Origin of the sequence: Bradyrhizobium sp. RP6 (assembly GCF_003837805.1) — a bacterium.
Classification (GTDB): Bacteria; Pseudomonadota; Alphaproteobacteria; order Rhizobiales; family Xanthobacteraceae; genus Bradyrhizobium.
In genome coordinates, this window is record NZ_RQIT01000002.1 from 225398 (window position 1) to 247877 (window position 22480).

21 protein-coding genes and 1 pseudogene are annotated in these 22480 nt (G+C 66.0%); 6 read left to right on the top strand and 16 right to left on the bottom strand.

Going from position 1 to position 22480, the window contains the following annotated elements; all coding sequences use genetic code 11:
• The first annotated feature begins 50 nt into the window (after positions 1-50).
• Positions 51-1439 (top strand): amidase, encoded by a 1389-nt coding sequence (locus EHH60_RS05930; protein WP_124158539.1) that lies wholly within the window; start codon positions 51-53, stop codon positions 1437-1439.
• Here EHH60_RS05930 and EHH60_RS05935 read toward each other — a convergent pair whose 3' ends face one another.
• Entirely contained in the window at positions 1440-2189 is a 750-nt protein-coding gene (locus EHH60_RS05935) for an aspartate/glutamate racemase family protein (RefSeq protein WP_124158540.1), read from the bottom strand. It lies immediately after the preceding gene.
• Positions 2190-2192: 3 nt separating this feature from the next.
• A complete protein-coding gene (locus EHH60_RS05940) occupies positions 2193-2903 on the bottom strand; it encodes a GntR family transcriptional regulator (protein ID WP_245454409.1) in 711 nt (236 codons plus the stop codon).
• Between the two features lie 196 nt (positions 2904-3099).
• Here EHH60_RS05940 and EHH60_RS05945 point away from each other — a divergent pair, with 196 nt between their 5' ends.
• From EHH60_RS05945 to hydA, 5 genes and pseudogenes are all read left to right on the top strand, one after another.
• Positions 3100-4104, top strand: coding sequence for an ABC transporter substrate-binding protein (locus EHH60_RS05945; protein ID WP_124158542.1), 1005 nt, complete (start codon positions 3100-3102; stop codon positions 4102-4104).
• Positions 4088-4939 (top strand): ABC transporter permease, encoded by an 852-nt coding sequence (locus EHH60_RS05950; RefSeq protein WP_124158543.1) that lies wholly within the window; start codon positions 4088-4090, stop codon positions 4937-4939. Before EHH60_RS05945 ends, EHH60_RS05950 begins: the two co-directional genes overlap by 17 nt.
• Positions 4939-5715 (top strand): ABC transporter ATP-binding protein, encoded by a 777-nt coding sequence (locus EHH60_RS05955; protein ID WP_124158544.1) that lies wholly within the window; start codon positions 4939-4941, stop codon positions 5713-5715. Before EHH60_RS05950 ends, EHH60_RS05955 begins: the two co-directional genes overlap by 1 nt.
• Positions 5716-5724: 9 nt before the next feature.
• Positions 5725-6455, top strand: a pseudogene (locus tag EHH60_RS05960) (maleate cis-trans isomerase family protein).
• Positions 6416-7876 (top strand): dihydropyrimidinase, encoded by a 1461-nt coding sequence (hydA, locus tag EHH60_RS05965; RefSeq protein WP_124158545.1) that lies wholly within the window; start codon positions 6416-6418, stop codon positions 7874-7876. The pseudogene EHH60_RS05960 and the gene hydA overlap by 40 nt, the downstream one beginning before the upstream one ends.
• Before the next feature lie 11 nt (positions 7877-7887).
• On the opposite strand, the gene EHH60_RS05970 is transcribed toward hydA, so the two are convergent.
• From EHH60_RS05970 to EHH60_RS06035, 14 genes are read right to left on the bottom strand one after another with little or no spacing between them, the layout of a single operon-like run.
• Positions 7888-8514: an FMN-dependent NADH-azoreductase gene (locus EHH60_RS05970; RefSeq protein WP_124158546.1), complete on the bottom strand. Its 627-nt coding sequence runs from the start codon at positions 8512-8514 to the stop codon at positions 7888-7890.
• Between the two features lie 3 nt (positions 8515-8517).
• Positions 8518-10092, bottom strand: coding sequence for an isochorismatase family protein (locus EHH60_RS05975; RefSeq protein WP_124158547.1), 1575 nt, complete (start codon positions 10090-10092; stop codon positions 8518-8520).
• An 18-nt stretch (positions 10093-10110) separates the two neighbouring features.
• Positions 10111-10959, bottom strand: coding sequence for an MBL fold metallo-hydrolase (locus EHH60_RS05980; protein WP_124158548.1), 849 nt, complete (start codon positions 10957-10959; stop codon positions 10111-10113).
• A 30-nt stretch (positions 10960-10989) separates the two neighbouring features.
• A complete protein-coding gene (locus tag EHH60_RS05985) occupies positions 10990-11874 on the bottom strand; it encodes an amidohydrolase family protein (protein ID WP_124158549.1) in 885 nt (294 codons plus the stop codon).
• On the bottom strand, positions 11871-12989 hold the full coding sequence (locus tag EHH60_RS05990) for a vWA domain-containing protein (RefSeq protein WP_124158550.1): 1119 nt from the start codon (positions 12987-12989) through the stop codon (positions 11871-11873). The genes EHH60_RS05985 and EHH60_RS05990 overlap by 4 nt, the downstream gene beginning before the upstream one ends.
• Complete coding sequence (locus EHH60_RS05995; protein ID WP_124158551.1) at positions 12986-13867, bottom strand: AAA family ATPase; 882 nt, start codon at positions 13865-13867, stop codon at positions 12986-12988. The genes EHH60_RS05990 and EHH60_RS05995 overlap by 4 nt, the downstream gene beginning before the upstream one ends.
• A gap of 11 nt (positions 13868-13878) precedes the next feature.
• A complete protein-coding gene (locus EHH60_RS06000; protein WP_124158552.1) occupies positions 13879-14901 on the bottom strand; it encodes a xanthine dehydrogenase family protein molybdopterin-binding subunit in 1023 nt (340 codons plus the stop codon).
• Positions 14902-16494: a xanthine dehydrogenase family protein molybdopterin-binding subunit gene (locus EHH60_RS06005; protein ID WP_124158553.1), complete on the bottom strand. Its 1593-nt coding sequence runs from the start codon at positions 16492-16494 to the stop codon at positions 14902-14904.
• 9 nt (positions 16495-16503) lie between these two features.
• Entirely contained in the window at positions 16504-16980 is a 477-nt protein-coding gene (locus EHH60_RS06010; protein ID WP_124158554.1) for a (2Fe-2S)-binding protein, read from the bottom strand.
• A gap of 6 nt (positions 16981-16986) precedes the next feature.
• On the bottom strand, positions 16987-17805 hold the full coding sequence (locus EHH60_RS06015; RefSeq protein ID WP_124158555.1) for an FAD binding domain-containing protein: 819 nt from the start codon (positions 17803-17805) through the stop codon (positions 16987-16989).
• Position 17806: 1 nt separating this feature from the next.
• Positions 17807-18250: an SRPBCC family protein gene (locus EHH60_RS06020; protein ID WP_124158556.1), complete on the bottom strand. Its 444-nt coding sequence runs from the start codon at positions 18248-18250 to the stop codon at positions 17807-17809.
• Positions 18251-18252: 2 nt separating this feature from the next.
• The gene (locus tag EHH60_RS06025) at positions 18253-18690 is read right to left on the bottom strand and encodes an SRPBCC family protein (protein ID WP_061882131.1); all 438 of its coding nucleotides are present in this window, start codon (positions 18688-18690) and stop codon (positions 18253-18255) included.
• 10 nt (positions 18691-18700) lie between these two features.
• On the bottom strand, positions 18701-21619 hold the full coding sequence (locus tag EHH60_RS06030) for a flotillin family protein (protein WP_124158557.1): 2919 nt from the start codon (positions 21617-21619) through the stop codon (positions 18701-18703).
• 25 nt (positions 21620-21644) lie between these two features.
• Entirely contained in the window at positions 21645-22478 is an 834-nt protein-coding gene (locus tag EHH60_RS06035; protein ID WP_124158558.1) for a phosphoenolpyruvate hydrolase family protein, read from the bottom strand.
• Between the last annotated feature and the right edge of the window lie 2 nt (positions 22479-22480).

Here is a 22480-nt window from a genome sequence, read left to right on the forward strand (position 1 = left end):
TCGTGCCCGCGCCTGTCGCTTTTCGGCGCGGGTTTTGGCATGGTGGCCCGATGAAGACTGATCGATCGGTTTGCGACCTCACAACCACGGAGCTTGCCCGCGCGATTGCGAGGCGCGAACTGTCCTCGCGTGAGGCCGTTGAAGCGCATCTTGCGCGGATTGCGGGTCTCGACAGTCAGTTGGCGGCGTTCGTGACGGTCGATGTGGACGGTGCTCGCCGTGCCGCGCAGATTTGCGATGCGGCATCGGAGCCGCTCGGTCCGCTGCACGGTGCGCCTCTCGGGATCAAAGACCTCACCGACACCCGCGGGCTTAAGACAACTTATGGATCGATGCTGTTTCGCGATCACCTCCCGGGTGAGGACGATCTGGTGGTCGCGAGGCTGCGCCGCGCCGGTGCGATTATTCTGGGCAAGACCAACACGCCGGAGTTCGGCTTCGGCGCGGTCTGCACCAACCGATTGTGCGGGCCGACGCGCAATCCCTACGATTCCGCACTGACCTCCGGCGGATCGTCCGGCGGCTCTGCCGTCGCGGTCGCGGCCGGCATGGTGCCGCTGGCGCATGGCACCGATTTCGGCGGCTCGGTGCGCACGCCCGCAAGCTTCTGCGACGTCACCTCGATCCGGCCGACGCCCGGCCGCATTCCGTCGCCGCGCCGGCCGCTCGGCTGGGACATGCTCGCCACCCACGGTTTCCTGGCCCGCGGTGTCGATGACCTCGCTCTCGCGCTGTCCGTATGCGAGGGAAGCGACGTGCGCGACCCCGTATCGATCGGTATCGGCAGCGACGATTGGTCGAACGCGGGACGTCCGAGGATCGCCGTAACACCCCATTTCGGTGTTGCACCGGTCGCACGCGACGTTCGCGCGCGCTTCACCACCGCATGTGAGGCGCTGGCCAGGGTTGCCGACGTCGTGCCGTCCTCGCCCGATTGTATCGGCGCGGTCGAAACCTTCCGCACGCTGCGCACCGCGCATATCGCCAACAGCTATGGCGAGTTGCTGAGGACCCGGCGTGCGGAGCTCACTCCGACGGTGATCTGGAACATCGAGGCCGGCACGAAACTGTCTGCGCAGGACTACCTCAATGCAGAACGGCGTCGCACCGCCATCTACCGCAGCTTTCGCGAGCTGTTCACCCGTATCGATTTCCTGATTGCGCCGGCCGCATCCGTCTTCCCCTGGCCGAACGAGATCAGCGATGTTACCGCAATTGACGGGGCGGCATTGGAGACGGCGATCGACTATCTCGCGGTCACTTTCATCGTGTCCCTGGTCGGCTTTCCGGTCCTGACCATGCCAGTACGACGAGAAGCGAGCGATCTGCCCTTCGGCATCCAGATCGTCGCGCCCCCGGGATGCGAATTCCGCTTGTTTGCCTTCGGCCGTGTTCTCGAGCACGAATTGGGCTTTTCGCATCGTCGGCCGCCTCTCTGATCAGCTGTCGCGATGCTCGATCCGGGCGGCGAGCGCAGCGGCGAGACCGAGGGTCGGTTTGGCGGCGGGCCGGCGGAACGTTCCCGCTGCTGCCTTGCGCAGGTGCAAGGCAACCAGCGCTTCGGCCTGCTTCACAGAGGCGACGACCTGATCGACCACGGGAACGGGAATCCGGTCGGCGACGCGCTCGGCGAGGCCGGAGAGCGGGGCGCCCGCAAAAATCAGCACATCGGCCTCATCCTCGACGATGGCGCGCTGGGCGAGATCAACCAGCACGTCCTCCTTCTCGGTGCCGACCTCCGAGATCGCCTGAAAAGGCGTATCGAGCATGCGGATGCCGGCGCAGCGCTCCCAAAGTCCATGGGCGCGGACGCACTCCTCGTACCAGGGACCAAGCGCCTGGGCGAAGGTGACGATGGCAAAGCGGCGCCCGGCCATGCAGGCAGTCAGCATGGCCGCTTCCGCCATGCCGACCACGGGAATGTCGAAGGTCTCGCGCGCGGCGAACAAGCCGGGATCGCCGAAGGCCGCGATGATCGCGGCATCGACCGTCCTGTGTTGCTCGGCCAGCATCTCCAGCGCTATCGCCCCGCCGATCTGCGCCTCTGTGCGCGTCGCGATATAGGGCACGCCGCGGGTCGCGGTGCAAGGGATCAGCTCCGTCCCGGGCGAGACCGCGCGCTGCCCGACATCCATCATCAGGTGCGTGACCTCGGCACTGGTGTTCGGGTTGAGTAACAGCAGCTTCATGGTTCAGGCCGCCGTCCGCTTGGTTTGGGAGGCGGCGAGGACCTCGAGCAGGGCCGTGCCGGTGCGCGCGACATGCGCGCCGAGCAGGCGGCCGGCCGCTTCGCCGTCGCGCGCTTCGAGGGCGGCCAGGATGTCGGCGTGCTCCTCGACGGAATTGCTCCAGCGGCGATCGGCGCCGAGGGCGAGATATCGCGCGCGCTCGGCCCGGGAGATCAGCGTTTCGTGGGCTTCCCGCAGTGGCGTGTTGCGGGCCATGCGGACGATGGTGTTGTGGATCTCGCCGTTGATGGCGAAATAGTCGTCCAGCTTGCCGCTGCGGTGATGACCCTCCATGCGGGCCTGAAGCGTGCGCAGGCGGGCGAGGTCGCGCTCGGTCGCGCGCTCCGCAGCGAGCTCGGCGGCGAGCCGCTCGATACCGGCGAGCGCCTCGAACAATTCCGAGATGTCCTCCGCCGCGATATCGGCAATGCGCGGGCTGCGGTTGGGGCGAAGCTCGATCAAGCCCTCCGCGGCAAGCACTTTCATGGCCTCACGCAAGGGGGTGCGCGACACGCCGAGCTCCTTCGACAGCCAAGTCTCCTGGGTCTGCGAACCCGGCGGCAGTTCGCCGCGAATGATCATCGTCCGCATCCGCGCCGCGGCACGCTCGTGCAGGCCCATCCGCTTGAGTTTGGGCGACTTTCGTCCCTTCGGCGCTTCCGGTTTTGGCTGCACGCGTGCCTCGCTTATCACGTTGATCTTAGCCGTTTCCGGCTCCTTTGCTTGCCCAAATTATCGACGTATCTCGCTGAAAACAATGGCATAGCGCGCAAATTGTATGCAGCATGCAGAAAGTGGATTGCGTTGCGGCGAAGCGCGGCGGATGATCGTGCGAACGCGCGAATATCGCGCCTTCGAAGCGGAGTAAGCGATGCGGACGAGTTTGCGACTGGGTCTGGTGGCAATGGCGGCAATGCTGGGCGGAAGCGATCTCGCCTCGGCGCAGACGGCGAAGATCAAGCTCGGCTACGCCAAATGCGCGCACTGCCTGCCGATGTCGCTGATCCCAGGCATGGCCAAGGGCGTCGAGGTCGAGGCCACCGGCTTCAACTCGGGGAATGACGTTCTCACCGCCTTGATATCGAAGAGTATCGACGTCGCGCAGGTCACATATCTCCATTACATCACCGCGCTCGACAAAGGCTTTGATGTCGTCGCCGTGTCCGGACAGATCAATGGCGGCTCGGAATGCCTGTCCTCCGTGAAGCTGAGCCTGCCGCCCGAGGACTGGGCCACGTTCAAGGCGACCGTTGCGAAGGCGAAGAGCGACGGCCAGCCGCTGAAGGTTGCGGCCTCCCGCGGCAACGCGCAGGACATCCACATGCGCGGGGCGTTCCTCAAGCAGGGCGTTGATCCCAACAAGGACGTTCAGTTCATCAACATTCCCAATCCCTCCGATCATCTCGCAGCACTCCAGCGCGGCGAGGTCGACATGATCTGTTCGGTCGAGCCGTTTGCATCGCAGATCCGGCTCGCCGGTGCCGGCAAGCACTTCGTGTTGCCGTATGAACAGGCCGCAGGCAATTTGACCAATTTGATCGTCACCCGCTCCGACGTGATCGCGGGCCAGCGCGCCGGCGTCCAGAGCGTTGTCAGCGCCGTGGTCGAACTCGACAACAAGCTGATCGCCGACAAGGCGCCGTGGGTCGACGTCATCAACAAGCTCACCGGTCTCGACAAGACGGTCGCGACGGAGGCGCTGAGAAATGCCTCGCCCGATCCTGCGATCCATCGTTCGCAGACGCTGGCGATCGCAGCGATGATGCGCGACCTCAAATACATCTCGAAAGACGTCTCCGCAGAAGCGCAGAAGAACATGGACTATTCGTTCCTGGAGCAGGCCACCGGAAAGGCCAAGAATGACCTCGGTTACTGACGTCTCGCCCGCAATGCCGGCGTTTCGGCTGACGCGAGCGTTCCAGGGACTCGAACGCCTCGTCGTCCCCGCGCTGCTGATCGCGGGTTGGGAGGCGTTTGCCCGCAGTGGCATGCTTCCGCCCGCGCTGCTGCCAGCGCCGAGTGCGGTGCTGCATGCGCTCGGCGACTGGGTGTTCGGCTTCGACGAGACCACGCAGACCTACTCCGGCCATTGGCTGCGCGATGCGCTCGCCAGCGATCTTCGCGTCTTTGGCGGCTTTGCATTGGCAAGCCTGCTCGGCATCCTTGCCGGGGTCGCGATCGGCTGGTCCCGGCTGTTCGAGAAGACGCTGGAGCCGACACTGCAGATGTTGCGCCCGATCCCGCCGGTGTCCTGGATTCCCCTCGCGATCATCTGGTTCGGGATCGCCGACAAACCGGCCATCTTCCTTGTCTTCCTCGGCGCATTCTTTCCGGTGCTGATGAACAGCATCCATGGCGTCAAGACTGTGGACCACAATCTCGTGCGGGCCGGCGCGATGATGGGCGCGAACGGACGGCAGATGCTGACAGACATCGTGCTGCCGGCGGCGCTGCCCTCGATCTTCGCTGGTCTGCGCATTGCGGTCGGATCGGCCTGGATGCTGACGGTCACGGCCGAGATGGTCGCGGTGAAGAGCGGCCTCGGCTACGTGCTCTGGGATTCCTACTACTTCCTGCGCTACGACATCGTGCTCGCGGCGATGATATCAATCGGGCTGCTCGGCTATCTCTCCGACCTCGGCCTCAAGGCGATCATGGCGCGCACGCTACGTTGGCAGCAGACAACCACCGTTCAGGGCAGGGCGGGCTGATGGCGGCAATCGAGCTTCGCAACATCGTCAAGGTATTCTCCGACAAGCGGCGCGGCCGCGACCTGCTGACGCTCGACAACATCAACCTCGACATTGAGGCCAATGATTTCGTCTGCCTGCTCGGCCCGTCGGGCTGCGGCAAGTCGACCCTCCTCAACATCATCGCCGGCTTCGAGCAGGCGACCTCCGGCCGCACGCAGGTGGATGGCAAGCAAGTAGAGCGGCCCGGTTCGGACCGCGGCGTGGTGTTCCAGCAGCCGACGCTGATGCCGTGGCTGACCGCCATCGACAACATCGCCTTCCACCTCAAGCTCAAGGGCGTCGCCAAATCCGAGCGGCACCACCGTGCCATGGAGTTCATCGATCTCGTCGGCCTGCGCGGTTTCGAGCATCATCATCCCGCCGAAATGTCGGGCGGCATGAATCAGCGCGTCGGCATCGCCCGCGCACTGTTGATGAACCCGAGCGTGATCCTGATGGACGAGCCGTTCGCGGCGCTGGACGCCCAGACCAAGCTCGAAATGCAGGAGGAGCTGGTCGCGATCTGGCAGAAGCGCCGCTGCACCATCGTGTTCGTCACCCACAGTGTCGACGAGGCGCTGGTGCTCGGCAACAAGATCGTAGTGATGACCAGGCGGCCGGGCCGGATCCGCGAGGCTGTCAACTTCGACCTGCCGCGCCCGCGCGACATCACCAGCCCGGAGTTCAACGACGCCAAGCGCCACATCCTGTCCCTGATCCGGGAGGAGTCGACGCGGCTTGCGCAGGCGTCGTAAGGTATCGCCATGCGCAAACGCCTCGGCATGATCACTCCGTCCTCCAACTCGGTGCTGGAGCCCGTCACCAGCGCCATGCTGGCCGACGCTCCTGGTGTCACTGCGCATTTCTCGCGTTTCCGCGTCACGGAGATTGCCCTCGACGCCGCCGCACTGAACCAGTTCGATGCATCGGTGATGCTTCGGCAGCGGATTTGCTGGCGGATGCCAAGGTTGACGCCATCGCCTGGAACGGCACTTCCGCGAGCTGGCTCGGGATCAACCGCGACAGAAGCCTGTGTGAGGCAATCACGGCGCGCACGGGTGTCCCGGCGACAACGTCCACGCTCGCCTGCATCGACGCCGCCCGTGCGCTCGGCGCCAAACGTGTCGGACTGGTCTCGCCCTATACCGATGACGTGCAGCGACGGATCGCCGGTGTCTGGGCTGGAGAGGGTATCGTTCCGCACGCGGAGCGGCATCTCGGCCTGCGCGACAATTTCTCCTTCGGTGAGGTTGAGCCGGCGACGATCGCCGACATGATCCGCTCGGTCGTGGCTGACGGTGCCGATGCCGTCGTCATCCTCTGCACCAATCTTGACGGAGCCGGGCTGGCCCTCTCGCTCGAACGTGAATTGAACATCGCCGTGCTGGATTCGGTGGCGGTCACGTTGTGGCGGATCCTCGGCCTCGCCGGCGGTGACAACACGGTCCTTGAGCGATGGGGCCGGATCTTCCAGACAGTGCCGGTCATCAACTGACGGAGAGTCATGTGACGCAGCTTGATCTCGCCATTCGCGGCGGCACCATCGTGACGGCCAGCGACGAATTCCGCGCCGATATCGGCATTCGCGACGGCCGTATCGTCAGCATTGCCGACAGCATCGAGGGCGCGGCACGAGAGATCGATGCGACGGGATTGCTTGCGCTGCCGGGCGGCATCGACAGCCACGTCCACATCTCCCAACCGTCGGGCCCCGACGTGGTGATGGCCGACGACTTTGCCTCTGCGACGCGCGCGGCGGCGGCCGGTGGCAACACCATGGTGCTGCCCTTCGCGCTGCAGGAGAAAGGCACCTCGCTGCGCAGCTGTGTCGAGAACTATCGCAAGCTCGCCGAAGGTGAGTGCTACATCGACACGGCCTTCCATCTCATCATCTCCGATCCGACTGCCGTGGTGCTCGGGCAGGAGCTGCCGGCGCTGGTCAAGGACGGCTACACCTCGTTCAAGGTGTTCATGACCTATGACGATCTCGTGCTCAGCGACAAGCAGCTGCTCGAAGTGTTCGACGTCGCGCACCGCGAGGAGGCGCTGGTCATGGTTCATTGCGAGGGCTACGACGCCATCCGTTTCCTGACCAGCAAGCTGGAGCGCGAAGGTCATATCGCGCCGTACTATCACGGCACCTCACGGCCGCAGGCGGTCGAGCGCGAGGCGACGCACCGTGCCATCAGCCATGCCGAGGTGATCGGCGTTCCCATCATGATCGTGCACGTCTCCGGACGCGAGGCGATGGAGCAGGTACGCTGGGCCCAGCAGCGCGGCTTGCCGGTGCATGCGGAAACCTGCCCGCAATACATCACGTTGACGGCCGACGACATGAAAGGCCTCAACATGGACATCACGGGCGCGAAATATGTCTGCTCGCCGCCGCCGCGCGACGTCGAGAGCCAGGAGGCGATCTGGGAGGGCATCACGTCGGGCGTGTTCCAGACCTTCTCGTCCGATCACTGCCCGTTCCGCTACGACGATCCCAAGGGCAAGCTGACGCCGAGCGCCCGCACCTCGTTCCGCTGGGTGCCGAACGGCATCCCCGGCGTTGAGACGCGGCTGCCGATCCTGTTCTCCGAGGGCGTCTCGAAGGGGCGCATCACGTTGCAAAAGTTCGTCGAGCTGACGGCGACCAATCACGCCCGCATCTACGGCCTTTATCCGCGCAAGGGCTCGATCGGCGTCGGTTTCGATGCCGACATCGTTCTCTGGGATCCCAAGTTGAAGAAGCCGATCCGGCAAGCGGATCTGCATCACGGCTCGGACTATACGCCCTGGGAAGGTTTCGAGGTCACGGGATGGCCGGTGACGACGATCGCGAGGGGAGAGGTGGTCTGCAGCCACGGCCGGATCGTCGGCGTTAAGGGTGCAGGCCAGGTGCTGAGCCGGGGCAAGTCGAGCCTGATCTGATCCAACGCGCCTCAAAAGATCGCGGCCATTGCAGCGAGCCGTAGATAGGCCCTTTCGCGGGCAGCATCGATCGGCGCTTGCGGTCCGGTGGTTGGACCGATCGGCACGAAACGGACATCGCTGATTCCGATGAAGCGCAGGATTTCACGCAAGTAGGGCGTTGCCATGTCGATGCGGCCGCGGTTCATGCCGGTGGCAAAATCGCTGCCGCTGGCGATGATGACCAGCGTCGGCCGGTCCTGCAGCAGCGGCAGATACCCCTGCGACGGATCGAATCGAAAGGTGAGACCGGGCTGAACGATGATGTCGAACCACTGCTTGAGCTTGTAGGGAAGGCCGAAGTTCCACATCGGCGTCGAGATCAGCACGCGATCGGCAAGTGAGAAGCGCAGCGCCATTCGCTCGGCCTCGGCAAAGCTGTCGCGCTGTGCATCGGTGAAGCCCTGAGCCTTCATGCGCGCGTATTTGGCCTCGACGATCGGACCGGCGAACTCCGGCATCCGCTCACGCCAGATGTCCACGACATCGATGTCCCAATCCGGCCGGGCCTGGCGAAAGCCAGCGAGAAAGACCCGCGCGCCGGCAGTCGATTCGGACTCGGCGCGTGGCGAGCAGGACAGGTGCAGGAGCTTTGCCACCGCTCATCCCAGCGCCTTGATGACGGCGTCGGCCCTGGTCACCACCGCGACGTTCTGCATCGCAAAGTTGATCGAGGCATAGTGCCAGTCGGCATTCATGGTCGAGCAGCAATCCTCCGGCACGATCATGTAATAGCCCTTGTCTGCACCGGTGCGCGCGGTGTGCTCGACCGACATGTTGGTCCACGCGCCGGTATTGATGATCATGTCGCGGCCGGTGGCCTTCAGGATCGTTTCCAGCCGCGTGCCTTCCCAGGCGCTCATCCGCATCTTCTCGACGACGAAGTCGCCGGGCCGTGGCTCGAGACCGGAGACGGGCGCCGCGCCCCAGCTTCCACGCACCATCGCCTTGCTGTCGACGAGCCCCTCGAACAAGGGCGCATTCAGCGTAACGCCCGGCGCGCCGGGCTCGACGACGAACCAGACGTGGATGACGGCGACGCCGCGCGCGCGTGCGGCTTCCGCCAGGCGCCGCACATTCTCCACGACATGCTGTTGCTTGGCGTGGCCCGGCGCGCCCGACTCGGCGAAAGCGCCTCCGTCCATGATGACGTCGTTCTGGAGATCCTGGATGATCATGGCGCAGCGCTGCGGATCGAGCCGCATCTCGCCCTCGGCGAGAATGGGCGCGGCCGGCGCGGAGCTCGACTTTACGCCGGCGCCGCTTCGCCGGCCGCTCATATATGGCTCGTGCCGCGGACCGACCTTGGTCGGGATCGCATAGACCGAATGCGTCGCGGTCAGATAGAGCGTGCGGAAATCCGGCCCGCCCCAGGCGAGGTTGGCGACCAGCTCCGGCACGCGCAGCTTGCCCAGCAGTTCGCCACGCGGCGAATAGACCCAGACGCCGCCGGGGGCGGTCACCCAGACATTGCCGTGCTGATCGCACTTCATGCCGTCGGGCAGGCCGCCTTCGAGCTCGGACTTGATGCCGCTCGCAAACACCCGCGCATTGGCCAGCGAACCGTCTGCGTTGACGTCGAAGACGCGGATCAGGGCCTGCACGGTGTCGTTGACATAGAGCAGCCTCTCGTCCGGCGAGAAGCACAAGCCGTTCGGCTGATCGAAGAGGTGACGGTCTACCAAGAGCTTCGGCTCGCCGCCGGGCACCACGCGATAGACGCCTTGAAAGCCGAGCTGGCGCGGCCGCTCGACACCATAAACCGGCATGCGGCCATACCAGGGATCGGAGAAATAGATCGCGCCGGACGAATGCACGCAGACGTCGTTGGGGCTGTTGAGCTCCTGGCCGCCGACATGCGAGGCGAGCACCTCGCGCCGTCCGTCGGAGCGTTCGCGCACCAGAGACGACGTCGCGTGCTCGCAGACAATCAAATTGAGTTCGGCGTCATAGGTCATCCCGTTGCATTTGTTCGCGGGGCGCTTGACCTCGACGACGCCGCGCCGCGCATCCCAGCGCCGCCGCACGTCGGCCGGCATGTCCGAGAACAGCAGATAATGATCGACCGGATGCCAGATCGGCCCTTCCGTGAAGTCGAAGCCGGTGCCGATCTGTGCGACCGGCGCATAAGGGTCGATCAGGCTCTCGAATTCGCTTCGCAACGTCACATGCGTCATTGGCCAAACCTCGACACATCAAGCCGGGAACCAGTTGCGCTCGGGCAGCGACTGCACGACCGGGCCCGGGACCTGATCGTGCAGACGTCCCACGACATTGCCGCCTTCGATCTTGGCGGGACGGTCGTGGACCGGGAGCAGGTAGCGCGAATTGCTGAGAAGCTTCTTGATCGCGGCCTTTTCCGCACGCTTGGTGGTGCCATGATTGCCAGTCGTGCGCGGCTCCCAATCGTGGATTTCGTGGAAGGGCGTGACGATCTGGTCGTTGAAGTCGTAGATCACGTCGCCGCAGATGGTGGCGATGCCATCGGCCGTCTCGACGATGATGTTCATCGAGCCCTCGGTGTGGGCGTTGGCGGCGTCGCAATAGACGCCGGGCATCAGCTCGATCGGGCCGGTGATCTCGAGGTCGAGGAAGCGCAGCGCGCTTTTGGTGTGCAGGCGGTCGATCAGGTGCTTGATGTCGGGGGCCGGGTATTGCGGGTGCATCAGGCCGGAGACGGAATATTCGAGCTCCTTGCGGTTGAGCACGACGGTCGTGTTCATCGGGAACAGGTCGTCCTTGCCGGCATGGTCGATGTGCAAATGCGTGTGGCAGACGAAGCGGACGTCGCCCATGCGAACGCCGTGGCGCGCGAGTTGGTTCTCGATCATGTTCTCATGGTACTGAAGCCCTCGCATGCCCAGGGTCTCCATGATCTGGTTGGAGCGATAGCCGGTGTCGACCACGACGGGATATTTGCCGCCGAGGATCAAAAAGCCGAGGGTGAGGACGCGGCGGGTGCGGCCGCAGTCGCGGCCGAGCACCAGGAAGCTCGATTCAAGCTCGATATCGCCGTAGTCCAGGATCTTGATCTCCAGCGCCATTCGGTTTCCTCCTGTCTCGATTCTTGTCCGTCAAAGCCGGTAGACGCGCGCCGCAGTGGCGCTGAAGATCGCGGTTTGTTGCGCGGAACTCAGCGACGCCGCAGCCGCGCGGAACGCATCGATCAGCTCGCGATAGCTGGTCCACAATTTCTCGATCGGGAAATTCGAGCCGAACAGGCAGCGCTCGGCGCCGAAGATCGCGACGGTGTCGGTGAGCACGGCGGCGACGTGCACGGGATCGTTGCGATGGATGAACGTGCCGAGCCCGGACAGCTTGGAGACCACGTTCGGGCAGGCCGCGAGCCGGGCCATCCCGGCGCGCCAGGCCGCGCGCCCCGCCGGCGACGGGTCTTCGAGCATGCCGGCGTGCTGGAGGATGAACGCTACGCCGGGACAGGAGTCAGCGAGCTGCGCGGCATCCGGCATCTGCGGCGTGAAGACCTGCAGGTCGAAGCTCCAGCCGTAGTCGGTCAAGCGTGCCACGTTGCGACGGATCACGGGATCGGCGCAGAGATCCGGACGCGCCGCGAAGCGATAGAGCGGGTTCTCGTGCCAATGCAACTGCATGCGCACGCCGCGCAGCAACGGATAGCGCTTGAGGCGGTCGAGCTGCGGGCGGACGTCGTCGGCCGCGAAATTGGCGTAGGCGATGATGGCGTGCGGCCAGCCGTGTTCGTCCGCAGTTCGTTGCACCCAGGCCGCCTCCTCCTCGAAATGTTCTGGCGCCCAGTTGGTCTGCACATAGACGGAGCGGGTGACGCCGCTGCCCTTGAGGTCGTCGAGATATTCCTGGATCGGATAGTCGCGCCGGATCGGCTCGTAGGGGCCGAAGATGCGGGGCTGCATGGGGCCGGTCAGCCAGGGCAGGTCGGCCTGCCGCCAGATGTGATGATGGCCGTCGACAATACCGTTCACGCAGCTCTCCTTCCCAGTGCCAGGACGTGGGCGACGATCGAGGCGCTCGATCCGCCGTCCACGAGATCGTCGACGAAGCGTTCGATCGCGACCAGCGCTTCGGTCTGCGGACGGAAGCCGGGGCCTGTCGCGAGCGGCGTCAGCCAGCTGAGGCGCCAGGCCCGCCGCGACAGTTTCGCGACGGCGTCGCGAAGGGCGTCCGTCGCGCCGCGCTCGAGCCCGTCGGACACGATGATCACGGCGGCGCCCCGGGCGTAGCCGCCGAAGCGTGGGACAGCCAGGAAGGCTTGCAGCGCGTCGCCGATGCGGGTGCCGCCGTCCCAGTCGCTGACCAGATGTGCCGCGGCGTTCAGCGCCTGCTCGCGGCGCTTCAGGCGCAGCGCGCGGGTGACCCGGGTCAGCCGCGTGCCGAAGGTGAAGACCTCGACATTGGGCGCGGCCTGCACCAGCGCATGCGCAAACTTCATATTCTCTTCGGTGCGGCTTTTCATCGAGCCGGAGACGTCGATCAGCAGCAAGACTTTGCGCGGGCGCTGTCGCCGCTTCATGTGGCCGAGCCGCAGGATCTCGCCGTCGCTGCGGACGCTGTCGCGCAAGGTGCGGCGGAGATCGGCGAACGGGCCGCGGCGCGCCCGCATGCGCCGGTGGCCACGCCGTCGCGGCAGGCGACGCGGCGCCTCGCGCGCCAGGCGCCAGAGCGCGTCCGTCGTGGAGAGCTGCGCGAACCGGCGCTCGACCAGCGCCTCGGTGCGCGCCGCGATGAGGCCGGACTCGTTGGCCTCGTCGGAGAGCAGGGGCTCCTCCTCGCCGCGGCCTTCCTCCTGGAGCCGGACGGTCTCGTCGTCCTCGCCGTCTTCGGCGTGCGCGATCGCCTCGCTGCCGCGGAAATGAAGGTCGAACAGCCGATCGAAGGTGGCGCGGCGATCGGGCGGCGGGGCAAGGGTGGCGAGCGCAGATTGCTTGATGTCCTCGAGCATGCGTGGCCCCAGCAAGGCGATCGCGGTAAGGAATGCGGTCGTCTGCTCCGGCGCCACGGCGAAGCGGTTGGCGCGCAGCAGCGCGACGAAGGAAACGAAGATGCGAACAGCGCGCGGGAGCTGTAGCTCGGTGCTCATGAGGTGGCCTCCGCCAGCATGGCATCGAGCCGGGGCGCGATGAAGTGCAGATCCTCTTCGTCCTTCAGCGCCACGCCGATCGAACGTTTGAAGGCATCAGGCCAGCGGGCGCCGCCCTTGTTGAGGAGGGTCGCGGCCTCCGCCCAGTCGATGGCTTCGGCGATGCCGGGCGCCTTGCTCAGCGGTTCGCGCCGCAATTTCTCGACGGCCGCGACGACGGCGTGGGCCGTGGCTTCGGCGACGCTGGATGCACGCATCATGATAATGCGCGCCTCCCGCTCGGCGCTGGGATAGTCGATCCAGTGATAGACGCAGCGACGACGCAAGGCTTCGTGCAGATCGCGGGTCCGGTTCGAGGTGAGCACGACGACCGGCCGCTCGGCGGCGCGGACCGTGCCGCGCTCGGGAATGGAGATCTGGAAATCGGAGAGGAATTCGAGCAGGAAGGCCTCGAACTCCTGGTCGGCGCGGTCGATTTCGTCGATCAGCAGCACGGTGGAATCGGGCGCGCGCAGCGCGGCCAGCATCGGCCGCTCGATCAGGAACGTCTCGCCATAGATGTCGATGCTCTCATCGCCGGCCTGACGGATCGCCAGCATCTGGCGCGGATAGTTCCACTCATAGAGCGCGGCAGACGCGTCGATGCCCTCATAGCATTGCAGGCGGATCAGGCGACGGCCGAGCACGGCGGCTATTGCCTTTGCCGCCTCCGTCTTGCCGACGCCGGGCGCGCCTTCCAGCAGCAGCGGCTTGCCGAGGGCGAGGCCGAGATAGGCGGCGGTCGCAAGGCCCTCGTCGGCGAGGTAATAGGCTGCCCGAAGCGCCTTCTCCAGCGCCTCGGGACTGTCGATGCCGACGATGTTGCTGCGAACCGCCACGGGTATATCCTCTAGCGCCGCGCCTGCGGCCGCGCGCCGCCCTGGGCCTTGATCGCGCGCAGCACCTTTTCCGGCGTGATCGGCAGGTCGTCGATGCGCACGCCGACGGCGTTGAAGATCGCGTTCGCTACCGCCGGCAGCACCGGGTTGGCGCACATCTCGCCGGGGCCTTTTCCTCCGAACGGACCGTCAGGGGCGGGACGCTCCAGCACGGCGATATCGTGGGGGCAGATGTCGCCGGGACCGGGCATCAGATATTCGACGAAATCGCGCGGGCCGTGGACGGGATCGGGATAGTATGGCTCCGGCGTCTCGTAGAGCGCGTGGCTGACGCCCATCCAGGCGCCGCCGACGAGCTGCTGCTCGACCAGTCGTGGATTGAGCGCGCGGCCGAGCTCGTAGGCGGAGTCCATTCGGACCATCGCGACCTCGCCGGTCTCGTCATCGACCTCGACCTCGGCGACGAGGCAGGCATGGGCATAGCAGGTCGCCGGCGACATCTCGCCGGTCTCAGGATCGACGTCCGACAGCGGCACGAGGAAGATGCCGCGGCCGGAGATGGTCTTGCCCTGCTTGAACTGCGCGGCGATGGCGACGTCCTTGGTCGAGATCGAACGATGCGGCGCGCCCTTGACGTGGATGTTGCCGCGCCCATCGGTCTCGAGATCGGCGGCGTTGACTTCGAGCTCCTCGGCCGCCGCCTCCATCATCACGCCGCGCGCCTCGCGGGCGGCGGCCATCACGGCGTTGCCGACGCGATGGGTGCCGCGCGAGGCGAACGAGCCCATGCAGTGCGGGCCGGTGTCGGAGTCTGCCGTGTCGACATAGACGTCCTCGACCGGCACGCCCAGCGTCTCCGCGCAGATCTGCCGCGTCACCGACTTCATGCCCTGGCCGAGGTCGATCGACGACAGCGCCACGGTGAACTTGCCGCTGGGGTTGGAATGCACCAGCGCCTGGCTCGGATCGCCGCCGAGATTCATGCCGATGGGATAATTGATCGACGCCGTGCCGCGTCCGCGATGCCGGGTCATCTAGCGCCTCCTGGTGCCGAACACGGATGAGAAACGGGTCGCGCCATGCGATGGCGCGGCCGGGCGCGGCGGGGGAGGTAGCGGCGCCGGCGGCGGTGGCTCGCGCGGCGGCTCCCGCGTTGCGGTCATCGGCGCGCGATCATAGCTCGTGCGCTGCTGCGCAGGCGCGGCCGGCCGCGCCCGGGACTCCGTCGGCGTCGGCGGGATCACGGCGCGGCTGCCGCCGCCGTCCTTGCGCGAGGATGCGCGCCTGAACTCGTCGCGGATCGGCCATTTGGCCTTCTCGGCCGCTACCTGCACGCACTCGATCAGCGCCGTGTTCTTAGCCTCGCGCCGGTGCGCCTTCATGTCGCCGTCGCGATAGGCGTTGAGAATCCGGAACTCCATCGGGTCCATGCCGACGAGGTTTGCCAGCTTGTCCATCTGGCATTCGATGGCAAAGTCCATCGCGGTGACGCCGAAGCCGCGCATCGCGGTCGCCGGCGTCCGGTTGGTGAAGACGCAATAGACGTCGCCATAGACGTTCGGGATGGTGTAGGGACCCGGCAGGTGCGCGGCGCATTTCACCGCGGCGTAGCTCGACAGCCGCGTATAGGCGCCGCTGTCGAAAAAAGCGCGGATCTTGCGCGCGACGATACGGCCGTCGCGCATCACGCCGTCCTTGATGTAGATGCGCTCGGCGCCGCGCGGCGGGCCGTATTGCATCTCCTCCTCGCGGCCGAACACGTAGCGGACGGGGCGCCCCGTCAACATGGCGCCGAGGATCGCGAGCGGCTCGGTCAAGGTGTCGACCTTGCCGCCAAAGCCGCCGCCGACGGTGCCGCCGATGAAGTGGAAGGTGTTGGAGGGCACGTCGAGGATCTTGGCGCAGGTGTCGACCGAGAAGAACAGCGCCTGCGTCGAGGTGTAGACGACGTAGCGGCCGTTGGTATCGGGCGCGGCGATGGCGCCATTGGTCTCGGTCGGCGCGTGCTCGATCGGCGACATCTGGTAGCGCTGTTCGAGCACGTGATCGGCGGTTGCGAGCGCGGCATCAGCATCGCCAAAGCGCAGGCGCTGGTGATCGTAGACGTCATGATAGATAAAGGCGTTCTTCGGGTAGGTCTCGTTGACGACAGGCGCACCCGGCTTTAGCGCATCCTCGACGTCGAACACGGTCGGCAGCGGCTCGTAGTCAATCCTGACCTTCGCGATCGCCTCGAACGCCTCGCGTTCGCTGTCGGCGACGATGGCGAGGATCGGCTCACCCTTGTAGCGGACCTTGTCGACGGCGAGTGACGGCTCGTCGTCCTTGCCGAAGTTGATCAGGCTGAGCAGCGTGTTGAGGTTGCGCGGCACGTCCGCGCCGCGGATGATCCGGCGGACGCCGGCCGAGCGCTCGGCCTCGGTGGTATCGATGCGGCGCAGCCTTGCATGGGCCTGGGTCGAACGAACGACCTTCAGATGCAGCATGCCTTGGAGCTTGTGATCGCCAAAATAGCTGGACGTGCCCGTGATGTGGCCGAGCATGTCCTGCCGCTGCGTGCCCTTGCCGATTTCCTTCAGGTTATCGTCACGTTCGTCGGCGAAGATGTCCTTGCGCAGTTCCAGCATGGTCTGACCTCAGGCGCTGGCCCGGCCGCCTGCGGCGGCGAGGATGGCATTGATGATCGGCTCGTAGCCGGTGCAACGGCAGATGTTGCCGGAGATCGCCTCGATGACGTCGGCCCGGCTCGGGGCGGAATTGCGGTCGAGCAGCGCCTTCGCGGCCATCAGCATGCCCGGCGTGCAATAGCCGCATTGGGCGGCGAAATTTTCGGCGAAGGCGCGTTGCAGCGGATGCAGGTTCGGGCCCTGCTTCATGCCGTCGAGCGTCTCGACCGAGCGGCCCGCGACGGTCTCGGCGAGCGTCAGGCAGGAGAGGTGAAGCTCGCCGTCGATCAGCACGCTGCACGTGCCGCAGCCCCCCTGGCCGCAGCCGAACTTCGGAGTCATATCGCCGATCAGCTCGCGCAGGGCGACGAGCAAATTGGTGCCGCCGTCGACGAAGATCGCGACGTCGCGGCCGTTGTGGCGAAATTGCAAGGGGATTTTTGTCATGGCCAGTTATTCCTGTTCCGCTAGCAGGCGCCGCAAATACACGCCGACGATCTCGCGGCGATACCAGGCGCTGCCGAGCGCGTTGTCGGATGGCGATGTTCCTTCCGTAGCGGCGGAGGCCGCGGCAGCGATGGTCGCCGCGTCCAGCGAGCGTCCCTCCAGCGTGCGCTCGGCCGCTCGGGCGCGGATCGGGGTCGGCGCCATCGAGCCCAGCGCAATTCGCGCACCCGCGATCCGCCCGCCGCTGACCGGCAGATGCGCGGCGAGCGTGATCACCGAGCCGCCCTTCGGCTTGATGCGCGCGATCTTGCGATATCGGAAAGCCTCGCTGCTGGCCGGCCGCGTACAGGACACCGACAGCACCAAAGTTCCGGCCTGGCGCTCGCGCCCCTGCAAGAATTCCTCGATCGGAATATCGCGCGAGCCGAAGCCGCCTTGCACCGCAATAGTGGCATCCAGCGCCAGCAGTGCCACGGTGAAATCGCCGTAAGGGTTCGTCGCGAACAGATTGCCGCCGACCGTGCCCATGTTGCGGACGGCGGGACCGCCGATCGAGCGGGCGGGAGCGTGCAGAAAGGCGAGGTCGCGTTCGGCGAGAACGCGCGCGAAAGTGACACCGGCGCCCAGCGTCACCCGTGGACCCGACACATCGATCCGTGTCAGCGCCTGGTCCCGCGCGCGGACGATCGTCGAGATCGAGACGTCGCCTTCGTTCAGGGCCCGCATCACCAGCGTGCCGCCGCCGAGATAGCGCGCAGCGCGGTCCGAGGCCAGCGCTCCGGTTGCCTCGCTCGCATTCGCAAAGGTCTTTACTGTTACGGCCATGCTATGCGGCCTCCTTCAGATGTCGGCGGATCGCCTCGAATCCTGCCTGATAGATGTCTTCGGCGACCATATGGGTGATGCGGTCTTTGTCCTCGGGCCTGGTGGTGAATCGCGACTCCCAATGCCAGAAAGTGCGGTCGCCGTCGGTGACCGGGAGCAAACGGACATGGGCGACATAGTTGAACATCGGGATCGGCGTATCGAGCAGGCAATAGCTGAAGGTCTGCTCGAGGTCGGACAGCGCCAGCAGCTGCTCACGCAGCTCCGAGCCGTCCTTGAGCTTGAAACGTCTGACGCAGCCGATCTTGTCGGCGGATTGCGCGCGTTCGATCGAGGAGGTCGCAACCGCCGGGTGCCAGCGGTCGTGCCCGTTGAAATCGCGCAGCACGTCCCACACCGCGTCGGTCGGTGCGTCCAGGATCGTGCTCTTGACGATATGCGGCACGGCTAACCTCCGAACACACGCTTCAGCGCGTCGAAGCCGCCCTGGAACACACCGCCGCCGATGTTGCTGACGAGCTCGGTCTCCCGTTCCGGCGCGCAGTCGAATTCCGCGGTCCATTCCACAAAGGTCTGGTCGCCGTCGGTGACGGGCGTCAGGCGCAGGGTGGCGACGTAGTTCTCGACGCCCATCGGCGATTCCAGGATCGAGTAGGTGCAGAACATGTCGTAGTCGGAGAGGCCGAGCAGCTTCTCGCGGATGCGGTCTCCGTTGCGCAGGCGGAAATCCCTGACACAGCCGATCTTGTCCGAGGGCTCACCGCCCTCGATTCGGCTTTCGGCGATGGCCGGATGCCAGTTCGGCAGGCCATTGAAATCACGCACTCGCGCCCAGACGCGGTCGTTGCGGGCATTGACGACGGTGGAGACGTAGACGCGGGCCATCGCTCAAACCTCAGCTCTTCTTCCGCGGCCCGCCCTCGACCGGCGGCTCGCCGCCCTCGCTCGCAGGCGGAGCGGCCGCCGGCTTCTCACCGCCACCGCCAGCACCTCCGCCGCTCTTGCGTGCGGCATCCTTGATGCCCTGCATGTCGCGGGCCTCGCGGATCAGCCCCGGCATCTTTGCCAGGCTGCCGCCCTCGACGCCGATGTCCGACAGGATGGAATCGATCAGCGGCGCCTGGACGCGGTAGCGTAGCGCCGAGTCGATCACCTCGTCGGTGGCGCTGCGGCCGCCGTTGCCGTTGCCGTGACCGTTGCCGTTGAGGCCGTCGACCTGGAGGATGCGGATGCCCTCGATCTTCTCCATCGGCTTGACGCTCTCGCGCACGATGCCCTCGATACGGTCGAGCAGCTTTCTGCGGAACAGCGAGTAGCGCGCCTGGTCGGTCAGCACGTTCTCGGCCTCGTTCAGCATGCGCTGCGCTTCGGCTTCGACCGCGGCGCGCACGCGCTCGGCTTCGGCGGCGATGCGGGTCTCCTCCGCCTGCTTTTCCGCCAGCAGGACCTCCACTGTCTTGCGCCGCCTGGCGATCTCGCTCTCGCGGGCGGTGACGACGCGCTCGGCCGCCTCGGTCGCGCGCATCCGGGCTTCCTCGGCAGAGGCCTTGGCTGCGGACTCTTCCAGGGATTTGGTGTGGATGGCGATAGCCTTCTCCATCAGCGCCGTCTCGACGTCCTTCTCGCGGTTGACTTCGAGCTTGCGCAGCTCGCGTTCACGTCCGATGCGAGCCTCGTCAAGGCCGCGATCGGACGCGATGCGGGCGCGCTCGACCTCCTCGCGGGAGGCGATCTCGGCTTCCTGGAGCGACTGGACGCGGGCGACCTCCAGCTGCTCGATCGCGCGCCGCCGCTCGATCCGGGCAGCTTCCAGCGCCTGCTCGCGCGAGACGTCGGTGGTCTCGACCTCCTTGCGGGCGACGATCTCGGCCTGCTTGACCTGCCGGTCGGCATCGATCCGTTCGGAGCGCTTGGTGGAGAGGGCGATGACACGATCCTCGTCCGCGATCTCGATCGCCTTCTTCTGCTCGATGTTGAGCACCTCGCGCTTCTTGGAGGAGTTGATGCGCTCGGCTTCGAGTGCCAGATCGACGGTGATGCGCTGGCGCTCGATGGCATCGCGCCGCTTCAGCTCGGCGGCTTCGAGGACGCCGGTCCGCTCGATTTCGAGCGCGCGGGTTTCGCGTTCGGCCTGGATGCGCTCGGCCGCAACTGCCTTCTCCTGGGCGATGCGCGCCGCCTCGATCGCCTCGCGGGAAGCGATGTCGGCTTCCTCGACGGCGCGGTTGCGGGCGATCTCCAGCGAGCGCACGCGCTCCTCCTGGGCGATGCGCGAGGCTTCCGTGGTCTCGCGCGCGGCGATGCCGGCGACATCAAGGGCCTGATTGCGCTCGATCTCCAGCTGCCGCGTGTTCTGCTCGGCGGCGATGCGCTCGGCGGCGAGCGTCCGCTCCCGCGCAATGCGGGCGGCCTCGACCGCGCGCTGCGCCTCGATCTCGGCCTCCTGGATGGTCCGGACCTGCTGGATCTCAAGCGCGCGCGTGCGTTCATCCGAGGAGATGCGCTCGACATTGACGGTCATGGTCTGGGCGATGCGGGCCTTCTCGGTCGCCTGGCGCGCGGCGATCTCGGCCTCGTCGACGGCACGCGTGCGCTCGATCTCGCGGCGCCTTGTCTCTTCCTCGTTGGCGATACGAGCGTCGGTGACGACCCGGTCCTGCTGGATACGGGCCTTCTCGATGGCCTCGCGTGCGGCGATCTCGGCTTCCTCGACGGTGCGCATCCGCTCGATCTCGCGCTGGCGAACCTCGCTTTCCGACGTGATGCGGGTGGTGTCGATAGAGCGCTGGTTGGCGATCCGGGTCTTCTCGATCTCCTCGCGGGCCAGCAGCTCCTTTTCCTCGATGGTGCGGGTCCGCTCGATCTCCCTCTGGCGGGTCTCGCGCTCCGAGGCGATGCGGGCTTCCGCAATCGCCTGGTCATTGGCGATGCGGGCGCGCTCGATGGCCTCGCGGGCCGAGATCTGGGCTTGTTCGGCCTCGGTCTCGCGCAGGGCCCGTTCGCGGGCGACTTCGGTGCGCTGGAGCGCGCGGCGCATCTCGATGTCGCGCTCCTGCTCCAGGCGCGCGGTCTCGCTCTCCCGCTCGATCTCCAGCGCCTGCCGCTCGGCCTCCAGATTGCGGGCGCGGATCTTGATCATCGAGTCCTGCTCGATGTCGTTGCGCAGCTTCCGCTTGGCCTCGATGTCCTGCATCAGCTGGGTCAGGCCTTCGGCGTCGAACCGGTTCGAGGGATTGAAGAATTCTAGATCGGTCTGGTCGAGATCGGTGATGGCGACGGATTCCAGCTCGAGGCCATTCTGGGCGAGGGCCTCGGCGGCATTCGTCTTGACCCGCGCGACATAATCGCCGCGCTGTTCGTGCATTTCTTCCATGGTCATCTCGGAGGCGACCGAGCGGATCGCGGAGATGAACTTGCCGGCCAGCAGCGCATGGAGTTGCCCCGGCTCCATGGTGCGACGTCCGAGCGTTGCCGCGGCGATCGAGACGGCCTCGCGGGTCGGTTGCACCCGGACGTAGAAGTCGGCCTCGATGTCGACGCGCATGCGGTCGCGGGTGATCACGGCATCCTGCTTCGAACGCACGATGCCCATCGGCAGCACGTTCATGTTGACGGGCGTGTAGTCGTGGATGAACGGCAGCACGAAGGCGCCGCCATTGATCACCACGCGTTCGCCGAGGAAGCCGGTGCGGACGAACGAGGTCTCCTTGGAGGAGCGGTGGTAGAGCCAGTTCACGATATAGACGCCGACCACGATCACGATGATCGCGACGATCAGCCAGAGGATCAATTCACCGACCAGATTGCCCGACATCCTTCCCTCCCTCGTCCCTTCGGCGTTATCGCGCGCCGATCGCCTTGAATTGCCGCACCTGTTCCGTCAGCGCCCGCTCCACCGGCAGCCGCTCCATCGAGGATGCCCCGTAGAAGCCGTGGCAATGACGGGTGTTCTTCATGATGAAATCGGCGTCGGCGGGATCGGCGATCGGGCCGCCATGCGCCAGCACCAGGATGTCCGGATTGACGCTGAGCGCGGCGGTGGCCCAGGTGTCGATCCGTGCAGGGCAGTCCTTGAGCTTCGGCGCGGTCTGCGCACCGATCGTGCCGCCGGTGGTCAGGCCCATGTGGCAGACGATGATGTCGGCTCCGGCGATCGCCATCGCAGCGGCTTCCTTCTCGCTGAACACGTAGGGCGTGGTCAGCATGTCCTTGTCGTGCGCCTTGGCGATCATGTCGATCTCGAGCGCATAGGACATGCCGGTCTCTTCGAGATTGGCGCGGAAGGTACCGTCGATCAGGCCGACGGTCGGAAAGTTCTGGACGCCTGCGAAGCCAAGTGCCTTCAGCTGGTCGAGAAAGACGTCCATGTCGCGGAAGGGATCGGTGCCGTTGACGCCCGCCAGCACCGGGGTCTGGTCGACCACGGGGAGCACTTCGTTTGCCATTTCCAGCACGATGGCGTTGGCATCGCCATATGCCATCAGGCCCGCGAGCGAGCCACGGCCGGCCATGCGGTAGCGGCCGGAATTATAGATGACGATGAGGTCGACGCCGCCGGCTTCCTCGCATTTGGCTGAGAGCCCGGTGCCGGCCCCGCCGCCGACGATCGGCTCGCCGCGCCTTGCCATGTCGCGAAACCTCTTCAGCAGCGCCGCGCGTTCAAACCTGGCCATCG

Bases quoted from the DNA above. Each gene is read 5' to 3' on its own strand.
- EHH60_RS06025 (WP_061882131.1), bottom strand. From the start codon at position 18,690: ATGGCCCGCGTCTACGTCTCCACCGTCGTCAATGCCCGCAACGACCGC.
- EHH60_RS05935 (WP_124158540.1), bottom strand. From the start codon at position 2,189: ATGAAGCTGCTGTTACTCAACCCGAACACCAGTGCCGAGGTCACGCAC.
- EHH60_RS06005 (WP_124158553.1), bottom strand. From the start codon at position 16,494: ATGCTGGAACTGCGCAAGGACATCTTCGCCGACGAACGTGACGATAAC.
- EHH60_RS05975 (WP_124158547.1), bottom strand. From the start codon at position 10,092: ATGACGCATGTGACGTTGCGAAGCGAATTCGAGAGCCTGATCGACCCT.
- EHH60_RS06010 (WP_124158554.1), bottom strand. From the start codon at position 16,980: ATGACAAAAATCCCCTTGCAATTTCGCCACAACGGCCGCGACGTCGCG.
- EHH60_RS05930 (WP_124158539.1), top strand. From the start codon at position 51: ATGAAGACTGATCGATCGGTTTGCGACCTCACAACCACGGAGCTTGCC.
- EHH60_RS05980 (WP_124158548.1), bottom strand. From the start codon at position 10,959: ATGGCGCTGGAGATCAAGATCCTGGACTACGGCGATATCGAGCTTGAA.
- EHH60_RS06030 (WP_124158557.1), bottom strand. From the start codon at position 21,619: ATGTCGGGCAATCTGGTCGGTGAATTGATCCTCTGGCTGATCGTCGCG.
- EHH60_RS06015 (WP_124158555.1), bottom strand. From the start codon at position 17,805: ATGGCCGTAACAGTAAAGACCTTTGCGAATGCGAGCGAGGCAACCGGA.
- EHH60_RS05955 (WP_124158544.1), top strand. From the start codon at position 4,939: ATGGCGGCAATCGAGCTTCGCAACATCGTCAAGGTATTCTCCGACAAG.
- EHH60_RS06000 (WP_124158552.1), bottom strand. From the start codon at position 14,901: ATGACCCGGCATCGCGGACGCGGCACGGCGTCGATCAATTATCCCATC.
- EHH60_RS05990 (WP_124158550.1), bottom strand. From the start codon at position 12,989: ATGAGCACCGAGCTACAGCTCCCGCGCGCTGTTCGCATCTTCGTTTCC.
- EHH60_RS05950 (WP_124158543.1), top strand. From the start codon at position 4,088: ATGACCTCGGTTACTGACGTCTCGCCCGCAATGCCGGCGTTTCGGCTG.
- EHH60_RS05945 (WP_124158542.1), top strand. From the start codon at position 3,100: ATGCGGACGAGTTTGCGACTGGGTCTGGTGGCAATGGCGGCAATGCTG.
- EHH60_RS06035 (WP_124158558.1), bottom strand. From the start codon at position 22,478: ATGGCCAGGTTTGAACGCGCGGCGCTGCTGAAGAGGTTTCGCGACATG.
- hydA (WP_124158545.1), top strand. From the start codon at position 6,416: ATGGGGCCGGATCTTCCAGACAGTGCCGGTCATCAACTGACGGAGAGT.